Annotated in this window: 13 protein-coding genes; 8 read left to right on the top strand and 5 right to left on the bottom strand. The window is 35.8% G+C overall.

What is annotated here, in order from left to right; translation table 11 throughout:
* Nucleotides 1-21: 21 nt before the first annotated feature.
* Both GXM16_RS05855 and GXM16_RS05850 read left to right on the top strand, forming a co-directional pair.
* A complete protein-coding gene (locus tag GXM16_RS05855; RefSeq protein ID WP_163393469.1) occupies nt 22-477 on the top strand; it encodes a hypothetical protein in 456 nt (151 codons plus the stop codon).
* The gene (locus GXM16_RS05850) at nt 474-1,265 is read left to right on the top strand and encodes a hypothetical protein (protein ID WP_163393468.1); all 792 of its coding nucleotides are present in this window, start codon (nt 474-476) and stop codon (nt 1,263-1,265) included. The genes GXM16_RS05855 and GXM16_RS05850 overlap by 4 nt, the downstream gene beginning before the upstream one ends.
* Before the next feature lie 161 nt (nt 1,266-1,426).
* Here the strand turns inward: GXM16_RS05850 and GXM16_RS05845 are convergent, their stop codons facing one another.
* Complete coding sequence (locus tag GXM16_RS05845; RefSeq protein WP_163393467.1) at nt 1,427-4,327, bottom strand: exo-beta-1,4-galactosidase; 2,901 nt, start codon at nt 4,325-4,327, stop codon at nt 1,427-1,429.
* A gap of 204 nt (nt 4,328-4,531) precedes the next feature.
* Here GXM16_RS05845 and GXM16_RS05840 point away from each other — a divergent pair, with 204 nt between their 5' ends.
* From GXM16_RS05840 to GXM16_RS05820, 5 genes are all read left to right on the top strand, one after another.
* A complete protein-coding gene (locus GXM16_RS05840) occupies nt 4,532-5,917 on the top strand; it encodes a family 43 glycosylhydrolase (protein ID WP_244307516.1) in 1,386 nt (461 codons plus the stop codon).
* Nucleotides 5,918-5,933: 16 nt separating this feature from the next.
* The gene (locus tag GXM16_RS05835; RefSeq protein ID WP_163393465.1) at nt 5,934-7,262 is read left to right on the top strand and encodes a rhamnogalacturonidase; all 1,329 of its coding nucleotides are present in this window, start codon (nt 5,934-5,936) and stop codon (nt 7,260-7,262) included.
* Nucleotides 7,263-7,361: 99 nt separating this feature from the next.
* Nucleotides 7,362-9,809, top strand: coding sequence for a glycosyl hydrolase 115 family protein (locus GXM16_RS05830; RefSeq protein WP_163393464.1), 2,448 nt, complete (start codon nt 7,362-7,364; stop codon nt 9,807-9,809).
* Nucleotides 9,810-9,965: 156 nt separating this feature from the next.
* Nucleotides 9,966-11,333 (top strand): sulfatase-like hydrolase/transferase, encoded by a 1,368-nt coding sequence (locus tag GXM16_RS05825; RefSeq protein WP_229684235.1) that lies wholly within the window; start codon nt 9,966-9,968, stop codon nt 11,331-11,333.
* Between the two features lie 198 nt (nt 11,334-11,531).
* Nucleotides 11,532-11,708: a histone H1 gene (locus GXM16_RS05820; protein ID WP_031453507.1), complete on the top strand. Its 177-nt coding sequence runs from the start codon at nt 11,532-11,534 to the stop codon at nt 11,706-11,708.
* A gap of 83 nt (nt 11,709-11,791) precedes the next feature.
* On the opposite strand, the gene GXM16_RS05815 is transcribed toward GXM16_RS05820, so the two are convergent.
* From GXM16_RS05815 to GXM16_RS05800, 4 genes are all read right to left on the bottom strand, one after another.
* Nucleotides 11,792-13,069 carry a family 43 glycosylhydrolase gene (locus GXM16_RS05815; RefSeq protein WP_163393462.1) on the bottom strand — a complete coding sequence of 426 codons (1,278 nt, stop codon included), beginning with the start codon at nt 13,067-13,069 and terminating at the stop codon, nt 11,792-11,794.
* A gap of 125 nt (nt 13,070-13,194) precedes the next feature.
* The gene (locus GXM16_RS05810; RefSeq protein WP_163393461.1) at nt 13,195-14,700 is read right to left on the bottom strand and encodes a rhamnogalacturonan acetylesterase; all 1,506 of its coding nucleotides are present in this window, start codon (nt 14,698-14,700) and stop codon (nt 13,195-13,197) included.
* A 264-nt stretch (nt 14,701-14,964) separates the two neighbouring features.
* Nucleotides 14,965-17,820 carry a glycoside hydrolase family 2 protein gene (locus GXM16_RS05805; RefSeq protein ID WP_188726534.1) on the bottom strand — a complete coding sequence of 952 codons (2,856 nt, stop codon included), beginning with the start codon at nt 17,818-17,820 and terminating at the stop codon, nt 14,965-14,967.
* 22 nt (nt 17,821-17,842) lie between these two features.
* Nucleotides 17,843-19,186 carry a rhamnogalacturonan acetylesterase gene (locus GXM16_RS05800; RefSeq protein WP_163393460.1) on the bottom strand — a complete coding sequence of 448 codons (1,344 nt, stop codon included), beginning with the start codon at nt 19,184-19,186 and terminating at the stop codon, nt 17,843-17,845.
* A 225-nt stretch (nt 19,187-19,411) separates the two neighbouring features.
* Between GXM16_RS05800 and GXM16_RS05795 the strand changes: the two genes are divergently transcribed.
* Complete coding sequence (locus GXM16_RS05795; RefSeq protein ID WP_163393459.1) at nt 19,412-23,032, top strand: DUF4450 domain-containing protein; 3,621 nt, start codon at nt 19,412-19,414, stop codon at nt 23,030-23,032.
* Nucleotides 23,033-23,082 lie beyond the last annotated feature (50 nt).

Here is a 23,082-nt window from a genome sequence, read left to right as displayed (position 1 = left end):
TTAAATCTAAATCAATTTATTATGGAATGCGTTACTGCTAAAGTTCAAATCACTCAAACTTTCAATGAAGTCAGAAATTTTTCTTACAAGAGAAAGAATGAACATGAAATTGTAAATTCTTTTCTAGATAAAATATTAGAACTTCAAGGAAAAATTACTGAGGATACAAATTTTGTTTTTTCGTTAGTTGAACGTTTTGAAAAGCTAAGCTGGATAGATGCTTCTAATCTTGACGAAGAGACTTTAATAGTACTTAATGATATAATATCTATTTCAAGAGACATACATCGTACTATGATAATGCGGTTTGTTTTTCTTAATAAAAATATGAGAGATATGGCATCATTGCATATCAAAGAATTTAAAATGTCAATAGATGATCTTAAGGAATCTATTAATGATTTAGAATACATACATTTCAGAATGCCTTATGATTCAAGATTTCAGGAAATAAACGAACGAATTCAATCACTATGATTGTATTCGCTACTCCCGAATTCAGAAAGGAATACGATAAACTTATTAAAAACAACTCTTATAAAGATTTTACTCAAGATATAATAAATTCTTATTTTGGAAAAGAATTTGATGTTTGTCTATCTGGAACCAGATTAAATGGTAATTCAATAAATCCTTTTATTAAAAAACGCATAAACGGATCAGGAGGCGGACGTCTTTATCTTCTGGCGGTTATTTCAAAGGAATCAATCTATTTTACTTTTTTAAGCCCTAAATCTGGTAGTCACGGAAGTGATAACCTTACGGATGAAAAAATAGCAGAACTTTTGGAAACTGTATATGATTGTATTAAAAAATCAGATTTGTTCACTGTAACTACTTCAGAAAATAATAGAGACCTAATTTTTACACCTTTTGTTGAGGAAGAAAATGTTTCTAAAAAGTTTATCGCAGAAGAAATCCGTTATTATTATGAATACGAACTTGAATGCATTTGGTGTCAGACAGCTGATAATGATCCTTGTATTGAAATCGGGGAATTGTTAAGCAAAGTAGGTACCACTCTTAAGGATGTTTATCCAAAAAAAGATTTTACATTTGATGTTTATTACAAAGAAGAGAATATTTCCAATACATCAACTTTTATTGTCGAAAACAAGATGATTAATGAAGATGCATATTCACAAATAAACATTGATCATTGTATTATGTCCTTACAAAATAATCTCTATAAAATAGAGCATGAATGGGAAGACGAAATTTTTAATAAAAAATACTTCGTGCTTGAATATAAAGAAAGTAATTAACAGTATAATTTAAAATAAACTCCGGCTTAATGAGCCGGAGTTTGCTTTAATAACACCTACTCGAGGTGTTATTAAATTCAAAGGTTTCCACAAACTGCGTAAGTTAAAAAGTTATATTTGTGTTTGTTATTTAATGATTTAAGTATATATATAGTGAATATCTATTTCACTTTATTTTGATTCGAATTAGGCTTTAATTCATCAGGACTGTCTTTAGTAAAAGTTTTAAATTGCTCTTTTGAAGGGTTCATAAAAATGTCGTTCAATACTTCAATACTTAAATTTTCTTTTGGATCAAAAGCATCAGAATTCATGTATTCCTGCAGTGAAATAAACAATTGTTTCGCAGCAGGTTTATTCACAACATCAGGTGCTAAATCAGCGCTGCTCACTATAATTTTTCCTTTTCCAACCTTGGCTTCAAAAACCAATGCTAATCTGCGGTTCATGAACCAGGTATCAATAGGCTGAACTAATGGACGGAAATCTGTCGGAAAATCTTCAAGGTTCATCACTTGTGAACGATTTTGAATTTCCCACCACTGCAAGTCACTATGAAAGCTGGTAGGGAAACTGCCAAAAGCAGGACTTTTATCCTGTATCAGCATTCCGGTAACATGTGGCGGACGCATTTTAAACCAGGAGGTATTCCAGAAAACAGGAAGAAAATGCATTTCTACTTCTTTTCCTTTTACTACTTTGCCGGATGCATTCAAAAATACTTTTCCACCGTTCTGCAAAACTTCTTTTGCTTTATCGTCTAAAGCAGTTGTGTAATATATTGGGGAAGTAATTTCCGAATTGCTTACCGGATAAATCCAAAAGTCCCAATCATTGATAAAAAGGGTATTATTGACTTTTACTTCAAGATTTAATTTAGACGCTTGTTTAATTTTATTTAATTCGAAAGTAAGGTTTCCAACGAAGATTCCGTTTCCGTTTTCGAAAGTTTTAGCATCGAAATTTCCTTCAGCAAGAAGAATTCCTTTTTCATTTTTGATAGTCCAGCTAATCACAGCATTTTCTAAAGAAGTTTTCCCGGAGTGAAAAAGTGCTATTTCGGCCTTTAAAATTTCGGTATTGGTGTAAACAAATTTCGGAACTTTCAACAACGGAACTGTTTCGTTGCAAAAACGTTTATATTCCTGTGCTGACGTATATCCTTTTTCCTGAAAAAAAGCATCTAAAACGCCCACTAAAGCCGTTCCCTGACCCGGAAAATCCTGTAATCCTAACGCCTGAAATCCTGCATATCCGGGAGTTCTCAACATTTTTTCAATTTCGTTTTTATAACACAGCACCTGAAGTTTTCCGGAAGCATTCAAAAAGTCTTTTGCCTGATCAGCCATATGGTGATCTTCAAGATCCTGTTTGAACATCTCGAAATTTTTAGCTCTGTAAACACCTTTGTATTTTGGAATTTCTTCAAAATTCGGGAAAACACAATACTGACCGATTTCATGCGCAACGAACGGCACTTTAAAAGGAGCAATTCCGGTACTGAAATCGGATTCTGTTTCAGGCATTTTATTCCAGTTTAAACCTCGTACACCACCACGCGACTGATATTCCGCATTTGGAACTACAGGCCAGCTTCCGCCAACGGACATTCCTGTATAAACTCTTCTTTCGTCTTTAGCTTTCCAGAAATCTACAAAGGCATTCAGATACTCTACCTGTTTACCTGCCGGCTCATTCCCGGCAGATAGCATCGTAAACGAAGCATAATTACCGTACTCTTTTGCCATTCTTGTAGTTTCATCATACAAAAACTGATCAATAGGCTGACCCAGTCCTATTTTTGGACCGTGGTTTGGCCAGCTCGGTCCTTCGGGCTGTAAATAGATTCCAGCCTTGTCAGCAGCAATAAAAGCGGCTTCAGGAGGACACCACGAATGAAAACGAACATGATTCAGACCATAAGACTTGATGGTTTTAAAAATTTTGTCCCATGCTTCTACAGTGGTTGCAGGATAACCAGTTAATGGAAATTCGCAGTTATGCACCGTTCCTCGGAGAAACACCGGAATATCGTTGATCAAAAACTGATTTCCTTTTATCTTGAATTCACGCATTCCAAACTGAACCTTTTTTTCTGATTTTATCCCTTTAGCATCTAGTTTTACTTCCAGGTGATACAATGCAGGATCAAATTCGTCCCAGGTAAGCATTCCTTTTCCAAAGGGAACCTCTACTTCTATGGTTTTGCTGTTAGAATTATTAACAGTTATTTTGGTGAAAACTTCTTTAGTCTGGTGAGATTTTAAAGTATTATAACTTTTTGCGAATAATGATAATTTTCCATCAAACTCATTTGTCGCACTATTATTTATAGTAACTTTTACACGTGCTTTTCTATTTTTTACATCTGGATAAATCTGAACATTATCAATATAAACCGGCGAAAATGACTCTAATGCTATTTTGCCAATAATTCCATTCCAGTTTCCCTGTGTATGATCCGTAATACTATGGGAGTCTGGACCTACATTTATTTTAGTGGTTCGGTTATCAATCCGAATAGAAATACGTTGTTTACCTGTAAGGAGAAAAGTACTTAAATCATAAACATGAGGAGCTACCAGCGAATTTTGCAGACCGACTTCTTTATCGTTTATCCAGACTCTTGTTTCTATATGTGCTCTTTCTAAGTGAAGAAGAATTCGTTTGCCTTTCCAGTTTGCAGGAACATCGACTTCCTTTTGATACCATGCAGCACCAACATAATGTTTTGCGGGTGTAAGCCAAAACGGGATGTGTATATTTCCAGGTTGACGGTATTTTTCTAATCTCGGAATAAAATAAAAAGAACTATCGTAGATAGAGCCTGTCCATTTTGTTTTGAGCGTGATATCATCTCCTTTCAGAAATTCGGCCATAGAACCTGGAAGTTTTATAACATCTTTGAGATTTCGGTTATACCACTTTTGGGTAATTCCTTCATCGTTTCGGTCAATTTCAAAATGCCAGTTGCCTTCCAGATTGATTTCATCATTTTTAAAACTGCTTAAAGTGAATAAAATAGTCAGTAATAAACAGATATAGCTGTATTTCTTTGTCATAAAAAGAATTTTATAAAAGTAAAAATAGCCTAATGGTCTAAAATTGTTATCCTGCAGCATCCTGTGTTTTTATTTAACAGTTATAACAGATAGTACAGGATACAAAAAAAATAAGAATAGAATAAATTTGATACATTCTGAATTAGAATCGTAAAAATGAATCGAAATAATTATTCTATTTTTAAATATTTAAGAAAAGAGATAATGACCATCGCACTATTGATGGTCATTGCCGTTTCATTTGCCCAACAGCCGGGAAAAATGGATGCAATCTATTCCGGAACTCCATGGTTTGATCAAAACGGAAAAATTGTAAGTGCTCATGGTGCGAATATTATAAAAGAAAAAAATACATTTTATTTGTTTGGAGAAATTCATACCGATACCAGCAATGCTTTTGCCGGTTTTAACTGTTATTCCTCCAAAGATTTGTATAACTGGAAATTTGAAAGCATTGCACTTCCATTGCAAAAATCAGGTAAACTGGGGCCAAATCGAGTTGGCGAAAGGGTGAAAGTGATGAAATGCCCTAAAACCGGAGAATTTATAATGTATATGCACGCTGATACTTTAACATATAAAGATCAGTTTGTTGGGTATGCAGTTTCCAAAAAGATAAAAGGTCCATATCAGTTTAAAGGTCCAGTTTTGTTTCAGGGCAGACCAATTAAAAAATGGGATATGGGAACTTTTCAGGATACGGATGGTTCAGGATATATTTTGGTTCACGGTGGGGAAATTTATAAGCTGAGTGATGATTATAAATCGGTTGTGGAGAAAATAAACGAAAATATTACATCCGGATTTGAGTCGCCTACCATGCTTAAAAAAGACGGTCTTTATTATTTTATCGGTTCACATTTAACGAGTTGGGAGAAAAACGATAATTATTATTACACAGCAAATTCGTTAAAAGGGCCGTGGCAATCCCAGGGATTAATCGCTCCCGAAGGGACATTGACCTGGAATTCACAATCTACTTTTGTTTTGCCAATTGATGGTTCGAAAGGGACAACCTATATGTTTATGGGAGACCGATGGTCATTTCCTAAACAGGCTTCATCGGCTACGTACGTTTGGCAGCCGCTAACAATTTCCAGAAGTTCATTATCGATTCCTGAGTACAAAGATAGCTGGCAGATTGATACCGTTACGGGACTTTCATCTATAGCAAAAAGTAATGAGGAAATTATTATAAATACTGATAAGCAGATTCAGTATAAAGGCAATTGGAAACAAACAGCGTTAGAAAGCAGATCTGATGAAAAAGATGCTTCGTTTACTATTAATTTTACCGGAGAGCAAATTGCTTTATATAGCGTAGTGGGTTCCGAAAATGGCTATGCAAAAGTGGTTTTGACCAATGAAAAAGGCAAGGTAATTGTAACAGCCCTTGTGGATATGTACAGTAAATTTTCAACAACAACACAAGTATTCAGATCTCCGATGCTGAAAAAAGGCAATTATAATTTAACCGTTTCTGTTACAGGAGAAAGACCAAACTGGTCGGATAAAAGAAAATCAAATTACGGAAGCACAGGATATTATATCTCTGTTAGCCAAATTAAGATAAAACCTCATAACATTTAAAAACCAAAAAGATACAATGAAAAGATTATTGACACTTGCAATCTGCATTTTGGGAATTTCCCCGTCTGCATTTTCTCAAAACTATAAAAACGATACATTTCCTGACGGAAGTGAAATAACCCCCTGGTTTAAGGATTATACCAAAATTCAACTGAAGGATTTAGGGAAACAGTACACAATTACAGATTTTGGCGTTGTAAAGGACAGTACCAAAATTCAGACAGTTGCGATTCAAAAAGTAATTGATAAAGCGGCAAAAGGCGGCGGAGGAGTAATTGTGATTCCAAAAGGGGTTTTCCTTAGTGGAGCTTTATTTTTTAAGCCTAAAACAAGTTTATATGTTACCGAAGGAGGAACTCTGAAAGGTTCTGACGATATTTCAAATTATCCGATCATGCCATCCAGAATGGAAGGTCAAAACCTGGATTATTTCCCGGCTTTGGTAAACGCTTATGGTGTAGATAATTTTTCGATTTCAGGAAAAGGAACAATCAACGGAAACGGTTACAAATATTATGAAGCTTTCTGGGCAAGACGCAAAATCAATCCAAAATGCACCAATTTAGAAGTTTCAAGACCGAGACTGGTTTTTGTATGGAACTCTAATAATGTACAATTTCAGGATGTAAAACTAATTAATTCAGGATTTTGGACGAATCATTTTTACAAATGTAATAATGTAAAACTACTTGATGTGTATATTTTTTCTCCACATAAAGAAATCAAAGCGCCTAGTACCGACGCGATTGACGTTGATATCTGTACCAATGTTTTGATAAAAGGCTGTTACATGTCCGTTAATGATGATGCGGTTGCTTTAAAAGGCGGAAAAGGTCCTTATGCAGATCAGGATAAAAACAACGGAGGAAATGCGAATATCATCATTGAAGACTGTACATACGGATTCTGCCATTCTGCTTTGACCAACGGAAGTGAGGCCATTCATAACCGAAATGTTATTATGCGTAATTCTACAATTGAAGGTGCAACCAGAATGCTTTGGTTAAAAATGAGACCGGATACTCCTCAAAGATATGAGTATATCAGGGTTGAAGATATTAAAGGGACAGCAAAAAACTGTCTGGTTGTTTTGGCATGGAAACAATTTTTTGACTTAAAAGGGCGTCCTGATATTCCATTGTCTTATGGAGATCACGTAACTTTAAAAAATATCGATATGAAATCAGATACGTTTTTTAATGTAGAAAAAGATCCAAATGTTCGTTTGTCTAATTTTACTTTTGAAAACCTGAATATCGAAGCTACAAAAACAGCTATTGATAAAAGTATTGTAGACGGAATTACTTTAAAAAATGTGCGTATAAACAAGCAGTTAGTTGAGTAATTTTTTATAATAATTTAAAGATACAGGGAGTTCAAAGTTGTAACATAATTTGTTGTAAACTTTGAACTTTTGTTTTTTAGAGATAAATATAATTTTAAAATGAATAAAAATTTATATGCCGGATTTTTTCTTTCGCTCATTTTTTTAAGCGTGAGTTCTTATAGCCAAAATAAAAATTCAGTTGATTTTTTAATTGCAGATGCAAATCAGTCAGCGTCGATTTTCATTGATAAAAATACCGATCCACTGATTCTTTGGGCTGTAAACGAACTGGCTGACGATGTAAAAGAAATAACTGGTAAAAGACCTGAAATAATTCCGGTTCAGACTATTTCGAAAAAAGGAATTTATATTGGGCAGTCTTCATCAGGTCTTTTTAAGTCGAAATCAAAAGATTTGTCTGATCAATGGGAGAAATTTTGGATTAAAAAAGAGAAAGAAAATCTTCTGGTTGCCGGAAGCGATGTTAGGGGAACAGTTTACGCTATTTTTGAAATTACAGAGCGTCTCGGGGTTTCTCCATGGAAATGGTGGGCAGATGTCAATCCAATAAAAAAGGAAAAACTAGCGTTGCAGCTTCCTCAAAAGGGAATTATTTCATCACCATCAGTGCAGTACAGAGGAATCTTTTTAAATGACGAAGACTGGGGTTTGGAACCCTGGGCTGAAAAAACATTCGAACCTGAAGTCGGAAACATCGGACCCAAAACCTACGAAAAGATTTTCCAGTTGTTATTGCGTTTAAAAGCCAATACGATTTGGCCGGCCATGCATCCGTCTACAAAAGGTTTTTTTACTCTTGCGGGGAATAAAGAAATGGCGCAGAAATACCATATGGTTATCGGTTCATCACACGCTGAGCCCATGCTTCGGAATAATGTTGATGAATGGAAACCTAAAATTCACGGTGACTATAATTATTTTACGAATAAAACCCAGGTCGATAAATATTGGCAGGATCGTTTAGACGAATTAAAATCAGCTAATAATGAAACCATTATGACCTTAGGCATGCGTGGTGTTCACGACAGCAAAATGGAAGGGGCAAAAGATTTGAAAGAATCCATCGATATGGTTGAAAAGATCATTTTGAATCAGCGTGAAATGCTTTCGAATACTTTTAAAAAACCTTTAAAAGAGATTCCACAGGCTTTTGTTCCATACAAAGAAGTATTAGAATTATACGATAACGGACTTAAAGTACCGGATGATATAACTTTAGTTTGGCCGGATGATAATTACGGTTATATTCGTCGTTTAAGTAACGAAGATGAGCAAAAAAGAGCAGGAGGGAGCGGAGTTTATTATCACATCAGCTATTGGGGACGCCCTCACGATTATCTTTGGTTAAGCACCACACAACCGGGTTTAATATGGTACGAAATGACCAAAGCATATGAAAATGGCGCTAAGAAAATGTGGATTGTAAATGTTGGGGATATAAAACCCGCGGAATACGATACAGAGCTTTTTCTGGATTTAGCCTGGGATATCAACAGTATAAAACATGATGGAGTCAATCAATATTTGAGAGATTGGCTAAAAAGGGAGTTTTCTCATCAAATTGGAGAATATTTAAGCCCTGTATTTGAAGAATATTACCGACTGGCATTTCTCAGAAAACCGGAATATATGGGCTGGAGTCAGACAGAACCCACAACGCAAATAAAACTATCAGATTTTACAGAAGAAGAATGCCTGGAAAGAATAAAAGCTTATAATAATTTAATTAATGAAACAGATATATGGCAAACAGCCGTTTCGGTAGATACTGGTCTACTTGTTCCGACTGTAAGAGATGATGCTTATTTTCAATTGATAACTTACCCAATTAAAGCAGCCGCTTATATGAATCATAAATTTCTATACTGGAACCTGGCTTGCAGAACTTCAGATGTAAATGAGAAGAAAAAATATGAATCACTATCGAATGAAGCCTACAATAAAATAAAAGAACTGACTGATTATTATAATGAAAAACTGAGCAACGGTAAATGGAATCATATGATGTCGATGCGCCCGAGAAACCTTCCTGTTTTCGATTCTATTAAAAAAGCCGATTTTTCAAAAGAAGTATCAGTTAAGGAAAACTCAAAAGCAATACAATTCATTAAGGCAAATCAGTTTATTTCTAAAAAAGACCCCAAAGAATACAAATGGAAAACCATTAACGGTTTAGGCTATAGCAATAATGCCATCACTTTATTTCCGTTAAAGCAAAAGTATTTTAAAACCGAAAAACCTTCCGTTTCGTATGAATTCGAAATTGAAAATGCGGGTAATTACGAAATAGAAATTCATTTATTGCCAACACATGCCAACAATTTTGATCATCAAATTGAAGTGCAATTAGATGGAAATAAAGCACAGTTATTTTCAATTAATACAAAAGACCGTGACAAAACCTGGAAAGAAAATGTATTGCGAAACAGTGCTATTGTAAAACTACCTGTTTCAAATGCCAATACAGGAAAACATACGATTACAATTAACGTAAATCAAACCGGAATTGTATTGGATTATATCAAAATAAATACTAAAATCTAAATTCATTGGACAAACGTCAGTTCGAGTGCTTTTTGTGCAGAGAAACGGAACAAAAAATGTATCGAGAACCGTTTTTAATGAAAATCGTCATCAAAAACTAATTATATCAACGGGTCTAAAATCTAAGTTGAATCAAATTTTAAAATGATAAAAAATATGAATACAAAAAAGCAATTGTTTATTGTATTATTGATCAGTTTTTCAATTTCATATAGTCAGAAAAATCAAAAGAGTTCAATAGAAAAACCGAACATCATTTTGATCATTGCTGATGATGCCGGATGGAATGACGTTGGGTATCACGGTTCAGTAATCAAAACGCCAAATATAGATTTTTTGGCTAAAAACGGGGTGGAACTGGATAGGTTTTATGTAAATCCAACCTGTTCTCCTTCGAGGGCAAGTTTGTTTACAGGAAAACCTGCAAGCCGTATGGGAATAGTGGCTCCAATAAGCGATAAAAGCCAGTTGAAACTCCCGGATTCAATTCCGACATTGCCAAAATTGCTCCATAAGAATAATTATCAGACCGCACTTATTGGCAAATGGCATCTGGGTTTACAGCCGAGCAGCGGCCCAAAAGCTTATGGTTTTGATTATTCGTACGGTTTTTTGCATGGGCAGCTGGATCAGTACTCGCACCTTTATAAAAATGGAGATAAAACCTGGCATCGAAATGGTGAATTTATTGAAGAAAAAGGTCATGTAACCGATTTAATTACGGATGAAGCCATCAAATGGATAACTGAAATCAGAGACACAAAGAAGAGTTTCTTTTTAGAAGTAGCGTACAGCGCCCCTCATTTCCCTTTACAGGAAGAACAAAAATGGAAAGATCCTTATATGAATTGTATTAAAGACAGTTCGCGCAGGGATTATGCGGCTGCCATGAGCCATATGGATAACAGTATCGGAATATTGCTTGAGAAGTTAAAACAGCAAAAACTGGATAAAAATACACTCATTATTTTTATGAGCGATAACGGAGCAATGAAAGATTGGGATTCAAAAAATGAATATAACGGCATTCATCCATCCAATACTACTCTTGGAGATAATACGCCTCTCAGGGACTGGAAAACATCGAATTATGAAGGTGCAATAAGAGTACCTTGTATTTTTTACTGGAAAGATCATTTAAATACGTTTAAAAACGAAAACTACATTTCAGTTATAGATTTATTGCCTGGTATTTTGTCTTTGGCTGGAGATAACAATCTGTCAAAAAGTATTGAAGGTAAAAATGTCTGGCCCTCAATTTCAGAAAATAAAGCAATAGCAGATCAGGAAATTTATGTTAGAGGCCATTTGCAGGAGTCGTTAATTAAAAAGCCATGGAAGATAATCAGAACCAGACATGCCAATACTCCGGCAGATTTAGAACTTTATAACATTGAAAAAGATCCTGAGGAAAAGAAAAATTTGATACAGGAAGAGAAATCTGTGGCCGAAAAAATGGGGATTGCTCTGGAAAATCAATTTAAAAAAGATGCTAAAAAGGTGAATTATGATAAAATAAAGTAGGTTTTACAGTTTCCGCCTGAAATATTATTTAAAAATATAAAGTTTTTATCTTTTGTAATCAGTTGGTTTTTAGGAGTGAAAGACATAAAAAAAATAATAGTAACTCAATCACGAAAAACTGTGATAATTTTAACACTAAACTTACGTTATCTATAGAGCAAACTTTTATTTTTGCCACTTAATTTAACATATATAAGCATGAAAGATCTATTAGTAAAAATCAACGCTGAATTAGAAGTATTCAAAACAGAATCTGAATCATTATCTGAAAAAGGTGTTAAAGCAGCAGGAGCAAGAGCACGTAAATCATCTTTAGAGATTGAAAAACTTTTAAAAGAGTTCAGAAAAGTTTCTATCGAAGAATCAAAAAAATAATATTCTTACTGAAAGAAAGAAACCTCGTCAACAGACGAGGTTTTTTTATGAATTAGCATTGCGTGATAATTATTTCTTGTTCTTTACTTTTTAGTCTGATTGTATTTGTCTTTCCAGATTTTCTTCCATTTTTCAAGCCATTCCTGCTGTTTTTCTTTTTTGACAAAAGGCTGGTCTTTTGCAGGATATATCATTCCGTCCGCAGTAAATGAAGCTTTTATAAATCCGATTTTTTCACGAAAGTGGGACTGACTGTCATTACCAAAATAACTGGACCACCAATCACCGTTTTTATCTTTAAAAAATCCTGTTCCACCACCACACGGAATTGATTCATGGCGTTTTACATAAGGCCCGTAAATATTGTCAGATATGGCAATGCAGGTTGAATATCGTCCTTCGTAATCGTCAGCCGCACCCAGATAATATTTTCCGTTTCGTTTAAAGAGTACAGCTCCTTCGTGTCCAAGATCATTCATGCCTCGGCGGCTGCATTTTTCGGCGTGATGAGCAGGATCGTGATCGGGTTCTGTAAAATCTATTTTTTTGAAAGGTGCTGCAAATCCGCTTAAATCATCTTTGAGCAAAGCAATTTCTTTTCCGGCTCCGTATGTGAAATATACTTTCCCGTCAGTGTCTTCAAACAATGTTGGGTCGATTCCGGATACAATAGAGCCTTTTTCTGTAAAAGCACTAACATAAGGACCTTCCGGTTTTCCGGTTGAGCTTTTAAGTATTCCGATACCATCGGGACACATACTAAAACAGATGTAATAATTTTTTTTGATATAATGAATTTCAGGAGCCCAGACTGCTCTGACCGCTTGCCGTGGGTGTTTACGCCATTCTTTTACCCATTCTTCTGCTTCTTTGTCAATATCCCAAACGAGTCCAAGGTATGTCCATTTTCTAAGGTCAGGGGATTTCCAGAGTTCAACACCTTTAGTAAATCCCCAGATATTATCACCTGAAGAGCCTGTCAGGTAATAATTTCCATCGTGACCAAGTGTTACTACTCCATCACGCAAATGTAGTTCTATAGCGGGAAGGATAGGAGGTACGAGACCTTTTTCTACAGCAGTTCCTTTTGCTTTGCCCTGAAATTTAAGGTTGTATTCAGGTCTTGGGTGTGGACCCTCATAATAAACACCATCAGTTCCGCTACGCCATCCGCCAAGTCCGTCGCCTTGTACCGGAACCCCCGGACCGCTTACTGACTGATATTTTAATGCCCAATCTTTTTCTGATTGTGGTGCAACATATTTTTCCTGAGCAAAACCATTTGCCGAAAAAATAATACCTGCTAATGTCAGGAAAACGCCTTTCGAATTTAAAAATGCCTTTTTGTTAGAGAAAATCATATGACAATATTTATATCGTTAGTAAAGTTGATTATACTATAAAACAAAAAAATCATGATTTAGATTCAAGTTCTGATGCAAATCATGATTTCAAAAATGTCAAAATCTGTATTTCATAATGATATTTATTTGGAGGTAATTTCAATGTATTCCCTTAGTCCGCAATCTTTCATTTTTTTGAGACTTTCTGCTACTGTCAGCGCATTAAAAGCCGCACCTTCAGCTCCTGTGTGAGTATGATCTTTAGGGAAAAACTTTTTTACCTTCTCTTTGCCTAAGGCTTCATATTTTTGAGCTACAATTTCGTTCAGGTCAATATAAAAAGCTTTTTCTCTTTCGGCTGCTATTTTCGACCAGTTTCCATAAGTGTCAGTTCTGCGTTCTACTTTGTCATTCGGCCATTCATTTCGTGGCGTCTGGCTTAAAACAATAGGTATTGCACCTTTTTCTTTGCTTTCTCTAATGAATTTTTGCATGTACCAGCCAAAAGTATGCACCGTTTCGGTTAAGCTGTCACGGACTACCTGCTGTGTTTCGTCACCGTTTCCTTTTAATGATCCTCTGAATTTTTCTTTGTCAACAGCTCCGGCATCGTTATGACCAAACTGAATCATCACAAAATCCCCTGGCTTTAACTGATTTTTTACAGCATCCCACAAACCTTCTTTTTCAAATGTTCTCGTACTTCTTCCTCCACGAGCCTTATTGATTACTTCAATTCTGGTAGTGTCACAATATTTCGGAAAAGCAACTCCCCAGCCAACAGCATTTTCATTATTATTGCTTGCCATAGTCGAATCGCCGATTAAGTATACTTTTTTCTTTGCCGGAAGTACAATTTTCGGGTTTTTTAAAATGTAATTTTTTAAAGAGTTTTTACTTGTTTTTAGTTCATTGGTAATTAATGAAGCAGCCAGTACAGCACCTTTTGCAGAGGGATGTGTATGATCTTTTTTGTAGAAATAAGTGCCGGTCACTCTCTGTTCGCCCAGCTTTTCCATTTCTACAGCCATTTTTTCATTCAGATTGATAAAAGTTACTTTTTCTTTTTCAGCAATTTGTTTAGCCCATAAGCCGTATGATTTGTCGTTGCGGGGTACTTTTCCTTCCTTCCAGTCGTTTCGTGGAATAGGCGAACAGATAATAGGAATAGCCCCTTTTGATTTGGCTTCCTGAACTACTTTCTGAATGTACCAGCCGTAGGTATGTACCGTTTCATGCTTTTTGGTAAGCATGTTGTCGATTTCCTGCGTTTCGTTTCCGATTCCTTTGATTGTTCCTCTGGCGCGAAGCGTATCGTTTAAAGGGCCATCATCATTATGTCCAAACTGAATCAGGACATAATCTCCTTTTTTTAGTTTGTTCAAAACAGCCGTCCACAAACCTTTATCCTGAAAAGTCCTGCTGCTGGTTCCTCCTAGAGCATGATTTTCGATTCTGACTTTCGTAGTATCCAAAAACTGCCCAATATAATCTCCCCAGCCCCAAAGTCCGCCGGATCCGTCGCCGCGTCCGTTTTTTACGGTGGAGTCGCCTACGGTGTAAACGGTAGGTTTATTGTTTTGTTTTGGAGTAAAATTGAAAAATAAAACTGTCAGACATAAGACAGAAAGTATTTTGATTGATTTCATATGTGTGAAATGTGTTTTGTGAAATGTAAAATGTATTTTTTGTATTGTTTAATTCCATCTAGTTTGTCATTCTGAGGAACGAAGAATCTTCGCAAGTAACTCTACAAAGATTGACAATCGGAGTGGATAAACTACCGGAGATTGCTTCGCCAGTTCGTTATCACTTGTGTCTTCGTTCCTCAGAATGACAAAACTATGAGAATAGATTATAGACAAAGAGCAAAAACCTGAAACCTGAAACAACCCAAACCTGAAACAAAAAATCTACTTCCTAAAATCAAACCATAAATTCATTTTGATTCCGTCGTCACCGCTTTTAATTCTGATGTTGGTTGCCTGGCTTTCTGGTCCCTGATGTTCCAAAGGTTTGAAATCTCTCATAGCCGGAATTTCATACATAAATGAAATATCTCCTTCCGGAAAGGCTGGCTGCGGATAACTTCCTGCGAAACCATTTTTAGGTAAGTCCGGAGTGAATAATCTCAAAAACAAATTATCAGATTCACTGAAAACTTTGAACGATGAAGCTCCTGCTTTTAAATTTGCACCTAATAAATTGGCATGATATCCTTTGAATTCAGGATAAATCAGGTTTTCAAAACTTTCTCCGGTTATGGTGGTGTTGTAATCTTTCTCCCAGATGCCGAAAGTAGTTCCTTTTAATCTGTTTTTCCAGACATGGTACGGACCTTTTCCAAACCATTTGATTCCGGTTACGTCTTTCTCAGGAAAACTGAAAGTGACACCCCATGAGTTTATTTTATCTTCAAAAAAAGCACCGTCAAAACCTTCTCCTCCAGAGGCATTTTTAAGAGCAATCAATTCCATTTTAAACCTTCCGTCCGGTTCCATAATCCATTTGATGGAAGATAAACCTCCAGTATACGTTACTGTACAAACCGCTTTATCACCTTCCTGTGAAACCTGAATGTCTTTTAATTTGGCTTTCATTCCGATTGGTCTTGGACCATTTGTTAACGGAATTGTATTGGTTCCGTTTTTAACCGAAGTAATTTCTCCGGTTGCAGCATCTAAAACAACTGTAACATCATTTCCTCTTAAGGTAATTTCATTTCCGGTTTTTACACCAGAAGCTTTTGCTTTTGTATTTTGAACCGCTAAAAATTTAGCAGCATAATATTTCGCTTTATGAATTGGCCACGTCCAGGTATAAATTTCTTTATTGAACTGATCGTAAGCCGAAATGGATAAAATATCTCCTTCTGCCAGATTGTTTGGAACAGCAAATTGAATTTTACGTGTTTCACCCGGATCAATGCTCGGAATTTCAATTTTACCTGAACTGATTTCCTTTGAAGTTCCATTAGTATATAAAACATCATTATCAGATTTTAGGACTTTAAATTCCATTTTGCAGGAATTCAGATTACTGAAAAGATAGTCATTTGTAATTAAAAAAGAACCATCAAAATCTGCATTTACCTGTTTTGGCTGAAACTGAATTGGTGACCAGACTTCTTTTACGGTATAGTAGCTTCCTTCTCTTTCACGGTGTGGTCCTAAAATTCCATCAGCTGCTAAAGAACCTTTTGAGTCAAATTTAGCATCTCCTTTCCAGTCTGAACGGAAAACTGCTTCGTCCAGCATCGCCCACATGAATCCTCCTGCAAAAAGCGGACTTTGTTTGTATCTGGTCCAAAAATCTTCAAGAGCAGCTCCGTGTCCATTATCATAGGTTCCGTGCATGAATTCGGTTGGGAAAAATACATTTTCTCCCGCATTAAAACGATGCATTCCCGTTAAATAAGTCGGGTAGTGGTGCGTGTCCCAGCCATTAAAATCAGCCCACGGGTGAATTACGATTCTTTTTTGTGGGTCATTATCTTCAAAAACTTTATCCACGTTGTAATTCCATCCGCCTTCGTTACCATTATCCCAGATTATTACGGACGGGTGATTTACATCACGAACCACCATTTCAGTAACTAATTTAGTTCCGGTTTCCGTATCATAAGAGTTTTGCCAGCCTGCCAGTTCATTCAGAACAAAAAGTCCTAAAGAGTCACAAACTTCCAGAAAGTGCTCATCAGGCGGATAGTGTCCGCGAACGGCATTCATGTTCATGTCTTTCAGTAATTTTCCATCCAGTTCGCTGATGCGTTTGCTGGTGCTTCGTCCGCCTTCAGGCCAGAAAGAATGACGGTTGATTCCTTTCATGACGATTTTAGTACCGTTTACATAGATTCCGTCTTGTTTTTTAAATTCTAAAGTTCTGAAACCAATTCGCTTGTCATACGTATGCACGACGTTTCCGTTTTGTTTTAAAACTAATTCTAAATCATATAAATTAGGACTTTCCGGATTCCACGGTTTAATGTTTTTCCACTGCGCAGCAATTGATTCCTTAGTACTTTTGGCTTTTATCGGAAAAGTAAAGGTTTCGAATTTTTCTCCTTTTAATCCTTTTAGAGTAGCTTCTAAAACAGCATTTTTAGAAACATTTTTAAGGTTTAAATCAACAGTAATTGAACCGTCCATTTTTGGATTTACAGCAATATGCTGGATATGGGTTTTAGGGGAAACTTCTAACCATACCGGACGATAAATTCCGCCAAACAGCCACCAATCCGCCCTTCTTTCGGCTGCATTTACAGATTTATTGGCAGAATGTTTCCAGACATGAACTTCCAACGTATTTTTAGATCCGAATTTTAATAAAGAAGTAATATCATATTTAAATTCATAAAAACCACCCTGATGGATCGCTCCGGCAAGTTTTCCGTTTACTTTTACTTCGGTATCCGTCATGGCTCCGCCAAATACGATCTGAACCACTTTATCTTTATAGTCGGCTGGAACTTCAAATTCAAACTTATACAAACCTTCTTCTTTGCTTGGTTCTTTTTGGTTTAGTTCTTTATACCACCTTCCATAGGTATATTCTCCAAAACCTTCCAATTCCCATTGAGAAGGAACATTTATTTTAGACCATTTTTGGCTATTATTGCCTCCGGTACAAAAGAAATCCCATTGTACAGGATGTTCAAAATCTTTTCCGGAAAGATAAACTTTATCCGTTTGCTGTGCGGCGCTATTTTGATAAGAAAGTAAGGCAATGGCAGCGATTGTAAAGTTCTGAATGGTGTTTTTTAGTAACATAAATAAGTTTTTCTATAATGGTTTAGTTACCATCTGGTTTAGTAATTTCAAATCGGTTACTCAAAGGAAGTGTCCAGTTCGAAATATAATTTGGTTTTTTAGGATTGTAATATGGAACTTCTTTTTGAATTTGCTTTTTTAGCGGAATATCAATTTCACGAATTCCTTTCAAAACACAAAGCGCAATTTCATTTGCTCCAAAACTATTAAAATGAGTGTTATCCTCCAAAGCTTTTACCTGTCCCGGAAAAGTATTGGCGGGATATTGTACAAAAGCCTTTCTGGAAGGTTCATCGCCCCAGGTTTCGTATAATTCGGTTGTTATTTTTGTAATGTCAATAAGCGCTACATTGTTTTTTTCTGCAACAGTTCGCATGGCAGCAGGAAAATCACCATGTGTTTCTTTTAAAGTTCCGTTTTCATTGAAAGCGCGTCTTTGTGTTGGTGTTACCAAAACCGGAATTGCTCCTTTGTCTTTGGCCGACTGAACAAATTCGGCTAAAAGAGTTGAATAAGAACCCCACGCGCCATTCCCTTCTCCTTTAATCTTTTCGTCATTATGTCCAAATTCTACAAACAGATAATCTCCTTTTTTAATGAGTGAAAGAATCTTTTTTAAACGATTTCCACCTTTGAAAGAACTTAGCGCCGAACCTGAAACCGCATAATTGGCAACTACAACGCTATTGTCAAAATAATTGGTTATAAATTGTCCCCAAGAAGCCCATGGTTCCACATCCTGATCGGTAACGGTTGAATCTCCTGCTAAATAAACTACAGTTAAATTGTCTTTTGGAGTAATTTTTATGCTCTGAATTGCTACATCTCCTAAAAACTCCAGTGTAAGTTTATCATCCCAGTTCAGGATATCTTTTTCCCTGTCTTTAAGGGAAACATTTTGAGTATCATCAATTTTTGGAGTTCTGATATTTACATTAAAAATTTTGGTTATCGTTTTGCCTTTTTGTATCGAAAGCTGATTCAGCATTAACCTTCGTGATTCGGCTTTAATGGTAACATTGGTTTGTTTTTCAGAACTTCCCATCACCACTTCAATCTGATAATTTCCTTCGGGAATTTTTACAGAAAAATATGTTGGTTTAACTGTAGAAAATGTATTAGAATTGATTGTTGCATTCGAAGCCGAATTCATATCGAAACCATAGCCTGTTGTAGTATTATAGGTCAGGGCGGTATTTATAGAAATTCCTTTTGTATTTTTCAGTGTATTCCCAAAATAAAACAATTTACTGTCAATGTTTTTCTGAGGTATTATTTTTTCATAAGAACTATTGTTCAGGGCGAGCAGGTTCAACTGCAAGGCAAAACAAAAAATAGCACAAAGAGAAGTTTTAACGTTTATCAAAGTTTTTCTATTTAAATTATTGTATTTTCAAAACTAACGGTTACTTATTTATATAGTATCCTGTACTATGATGTTAAAAAAATGAAAGAATATAAATTATGATATTAAAATAAATCAGGTAGGTACAGGATGCAATACCTTAAAAAAACAAAGAAATTGCAATTAAATTATCAACATTTTTTATGCATTTGATAATGATTAAGTGCCCTCTGATTCTCAAATTTTATGAAAACCAAAAACAATACCATTCACACACTCATTGGCTTATTATTGCTGTGCCCTGCGCTAATTATTGGTCAGGAAACCCAGCGCAAAATACATTATGTTCCCGAGGGAAATAGTTTTGTTTTGAAAAACGGTACCCGAAAATTCAACCGAGCACTTTACGGATCAAACACTGGTTTTAGAGTCGAAACCGGAGACTTACCTGAATTTGCGATGTATATGCCGGGAATGGGAGGTAACTTGAAATTTGGTTTAATAAATGGTAAAGAAAGCAAATGGATTACTGAAGCATCAAAAATCAGTACAAAATATGTATTAGGAACGATGCAATACGAAATTCAGGATCCAATTTTAGGTAACGGAAAACTGATTGTAAAGGTTGTTGCCTTAAAAGAAAAAGAAGGTTTTATTGTAAAGATGTATGGTGAAAATGTATCGAAAAAAGTAAATTTAGTTTGGGCTTACGGCGGAGCAACCGGTAAAAAATTCAGTCGTGACGGAGATATTGGTGCTGATCCTGAGTCTGTGTTTTATCTGCAGCCTGAATATTGTACCAATAACAAATATACTTTAAAAAAGCATTCTTTTCTTTTGGAATATGGTTCTGAAACCAATAAACAAAAAACGGGCAACAATAAAAGTATTATAGGATATTTTCCGGGTTCTGATATAAAGCTGGCGAATCCAAAACAGCAAAAAACACCTTTTGAATTATACAGTTCAAATCCTGAAAATCTGAATCTTATCACAGGAAAAAATGCTATTTCTAAAAATGAATTGTACTGGCTTTTTGCTAGTGAAGATTTAAAGACCGATGTTTCTCAAAAAGTAATATCACAGTTGTATGATAAATCGGTTCAGGAAACACATCTTTTGGCGAATAGAGTAAAAGTTACCACACCGGACCCATACATTAATACGTTAGGTTCAGCTCTTTCGATTGCAGCTGACGGAATCTGGGAAAGTCCCGCTTACCTTCACGGCGCAATCGCATGGCGTATGTACCTGAATGCTTGGAGAGGTGCTTATACAGCAGATCCATTAGGATGGCATGATCGTGCGAAAACGCATTTTACTAGTTATAGCAAATCACAAGTGACAACTCCTGAAAGTGGTCCTATAGTTTTGGATACGGTTCGTAATTTTGCCCGCCAGAAAGAAGTCTTGGGAACCTCTATGTTCAGCAGCGGTTACATCAGCCGTAATCCGAACAAAAATACGGTTGCACATCATTATGATATGAATCTGGTATTTTTCGATCAGATGCTGAGGCATTTTAAATGGACAGGAGATACCTCGTTCATGAAAGAAATGTGGCCCACGATTCAAAGGCATTTAAACTGGGAAAAAAGAAATTTTGACCCGGATAATGACGGACTTTATGATGCTTATGCGACCATCTGGGCAAGTGATGCGTTGCAATACAGCGGCGGCGGCGTGATCCATTCTTCAGCTTATAATTTTTATGCGAACAAAACGGTTGCTGAAGTAGCCAAAAAGATTCAGCAGAATGAAAAGCTGTTTACAAATGAGGCTGATAAAATCCTGAAAGCTTCAAAAGAGCAGCTCTGGATTCCGAAAAAAGGAATTTTTGCTGAATATAAAGATGCTCTCGGAAACAGATTATTGCATGACGTTCCGGGTGTTTGGAGTATTTACCACACTATTGATTCCGAATTATCGAATCCTTTTGAAAGTTATCAGATGCTTTCTTACGTTGATAATCAGATTCCACATATCCCAATTTCGGCTGAAGGACTTGATAAAACCGATCTTTATATGATCAGTACAACAAACTGGCAGCCTTACACCTGGTCGATCAATAATGTGGCTTTGGCGGAACAGTTACATACTTCATTGGCTTTCTGGCAGGGCGGACAATCTGAAAAAGCATTTAAAATGTGGGAAAGTGCTTTAGTAGAAAGTATGTATTTGGGTGCTTCTCCGGGCGGTTTTGAACAGCTGATGTATCAGGATGCCATAAGAGGCGAATTATATCGTGATTTTGCGGATCCAATCGGAATGGCGTCGAGAACTTTGGTCGAAGGGCTTTTCGGAATCCAGCCGGATGCTTTGGCTGAAGTACTGACGATTCAACCGGGATTCCCTTCAAAATGGGATCATGCCGCTTTAGACATTCCGGATATTGTAGTTGATTTTAAAAGAGAAAACAAAACCGATTCGTATCGCATAAAAAATCAGTTTTCAGCAAAAATGAACCTAAAACTGATTGTAAATGCACCTTTTGACGGAATCGAGAATATAACGGTTAATGGAAAATCAGTTAGCTGGAAAAATATTCCGGAAAGTATCGGTAATCCAAAAATTGCAATCGAAGTACCTTATAATACTTCGTATGATATGAAAATTAACTGGAAAGGAGAAGCCTTTGAAGAAATACAATCTATAAAGTCTTTGACAGCAGGAGAGTCTTTCAATATAAAAACAGCTAAGGCAGAAATTGTTTCGATTTATGATCCGCAATCAGTTTTGAGCGAAGTTTCAAAAACTAATAAATCGTATCAGGCAATTGTATACGGCAACAATATCAAAACTTTTTTCATTCAGTTGAAACAGGGGGATGTAACGTGGTGGCAAGCTATTGATTTGGATTTAAAATCTAAAATTGAATCAGAAAGTATTCAGCTAAAAAATAATAATATTGAGATTTCGCTGAAGAATAATTCAGAAAACAAAATTGAAGGAAATATAGTTTTTGATACTTCCGCGAAAGATACTCAGCAAAAGATTTCGCTAGGTGTCAATCAGAAAGAAACGGTTGTTATTCCGTTTCAACAGTTAGTTCCAGGAACCAATAAATTGTCTGTTAATACTGGCTCAAATGTAATTAAAGAAGTAACTTTTACAAACTGGGATATTCCGTTTAATAACTCAAAAAAGCAGGAATCAGTTTTGCTTTCTTCTTTTTTTAATTCGAAAGTCACAGATGTTTTTAACGAAAAGTACTTGTCTCCAAGACCGCAAACGGTAACTTTACAGCTTCCGACAAACGGAATCGGAAATTGGTGTTATCCAAATGTTTCGGTAAAGCTGGATGATTCAGGATTGCGTGAAAAAGCCAAATTGAATGGAGAAATCACTACTCCAGAAGGAGTTACATTTAAAACACCTTCTGATATAAATTCAAAAAACATTATTTTTACTTCACAATGGGATAATTTTCCTAAAAGTGTAATTATTCCTTTAAGCGGAAAAGCATCTCACATTTATTTTATGGTTGCCGGAACAACAAATCCAATGCAAAGCCGTATTGTAAATGGTGAAATCGAAGTAAATTATACAGACGGAACTTCGGAAGTTTTACAGTTGAAAAACCCTGAAAACTGGTGGCCAATCGAGCAGGATTATTTTGTTGATGGATTGGCGTTTACAACAGATGCTCCAAAACCTCCAAGAGTTTATTTGAAATCGGGAGAAGTATCAAGAACTTTTAAGGATTTTACAACTATAAAAGGATATTCCAGTTTTGGAATTGATGGTGGAGCAGGAACTATTTTGGATTTGCCTTTAAACAAAAATAAAACCTTAAAAAGTCTTACCCTTAAAACCATTGCCAATGATGTGGTAATTGGTCTGATGAGTGCTACTTTAATTAGATAATGTGACAATTTGAAAATTAGATAATTTGGTAATAACAATTTCAAAAATCA

The organism is Flavobacterium limi, assembly GCF_010645075.1.
In the GTDB taxonomy this organism is placed as follows: Bacteria; Bacteroidota; Bacteroidia; order Flavobacteriales; family Flavobacteriaceae; genus Flavobacterium; species Flavobacterium limi.
The sequence above is the reverse complement of the archived record's forward strand: the minus strand, read 5'-3'. Positions and strand labels throughout refer to the sequence as shown.

What these genes read in the sequence shown, in the direction of transcription:
- GXM16_RS05855 (WP_163393469.1), top strand. Translation starts at nt 22, where the DNA reads ATGGAATGCGTTACTGCTAAAGTTCAAATCACTCAAACTTTCAATGAA.
- GXM16_RS05850 (WP_163393468.1), top strand. Translation starts at nt 474, where the DNA reads ATGATTGTATTCGCTACTCCCGAATTCAGAAAGGAATACGATAAACTT.
- GXM16_RS05845 (WP_163393467.1), bottom strand. Translation starts at nt 4,327, where the DNA reads ATGACAAAGAAATACAGCTATATCTGTTTATTACTGACTATTTTATTC.
- GXM16_RS05840 (WP_244307516.1), top strand. Translation starts at nt 4,532, where the DNA reads ATGACCATCGCACTATTGATGGTCATTGCCGTTTCATTTGCCCAACAG.
- GXM16_RS05835 (WP_163393465.1), top strand. Translation starts at nt 5,934, where the DNA reads ATGAAAAGATTATTGACACTTGCAATCTGCATTTTGGGAATTTCCCCG.
- GXM16_RS05830 (WP_163393464.1), top strand. Translation starts at nt 7,362, where the DNA reads ATGAATAAAAATTTATATGCCGGATTTTTTCTTTCGCTCATTTTTTTA.
- GXM16_RS05825 (WP_229684235.1), top strand. Translation starts at nt 9,966, where the DNA reads ATGAATACAAAAAAGCAATTGTTTATTGTATTATTGATCAGTTTTTCA.
- GXM16_RS05820 (WP_031453507.1), top strand. Translation starts at nt 11,532, where the DNA reads ATGAAAGATCTATTAGTAAAAATCAACGCTGAATTAGAAGTATTCAAA.
- GXM16_RS05815 (WP_163393462.1), bottom strand. Translation starts at nt 13,069, where the DNA reads ATGATTTTCTCTAACAAAAAGGCATTTTTAAATTCGAAAGGCGTTTTC.
- GXM16_RS05810 (WP_163393461.1), bottom strand. Translation starts at nt 14,700, where the DNA reads ATGAAATCAATCAAAATACTTTCTGTCTTATGTCTGACAGTTTTATTT.
- GXM16_RS05805 (WP_188726534.1), bottom strand. Translation starts at nt 17,820, where the DNA reads ATGTTACTAAAAAACACCATTCAGAACTTTACAATCGCTGCCATTGCC.
- GXM16_RS05795 (WP_163393459.1), top strand. Translation starts at nt 19,412, where the DNA reads ATGAAAACCAAAAACAATACCATTCACACACTCATTGGCTTATTATTG.